This window comes from Bradyrhizobium sp. CCBAU 11361 (assembly GCF_028128935.1).
Taxonomy (GTDB): domain Bacteria; phylum Pseudomonadota; class Alphaproteobacteria; order Rhizobiales; family Xanthobacteraceae; genus Bradyrhizobium; species Bradyrhizobium niftali.
The window spans coordinates 1-394 of the sequence record NZ_LBJZ01000048.1; the positions used below are offsets into that span (position 1 = coordinate 1).

The 394-nt window shown below is 61.9% G+C and carries 1 pseudogene; it reads right to left on the reverse strand.

From position 1 onward, the window contains the following. Nucleotides 1-24: 24 nt before the first annotated feature. Nucleotides 25-394 (reverse strand): annotated as a pseudogene (locus XI08_RS09765) (IS481 family transposase); the annotation flags it as partial.

Here is a 394-nt window from a genome sequence, read left to right on the forward strand (position 1 = left end):
GTACTGGATCGCCCGGTCAAGTGTTCAGCCCGGGGACATGACCGACGGGTGTTCGGGGACATAGCCGACACTTTTTCCGCTCGCCAAGTCGATGATAGCGACTTGGTGGGCGGCAAAGAAGACCCCGTATTGCGCATCGTTTGCCGAGGGGCGGATGGCGAGGCGCTCACCACAGAAGGCCTGTGGCACTTTCCAATGACATCCCTTGAAGCTGACGTAGGCCTTGGTCGTGGAAACGCGGCGCACGATCTCATGGCTGTCGTATTCGACCTCCGGCAATCGATCGGGCATGGCCCGCTGGCTCGGCCGATATCGACTAGCCGGGACTTGTTGCCCGAGCGCTTCGTGCGGTCGCTCGAAGTTGTAGACCTCCCGCCAGGCGTCGAGGGCACGT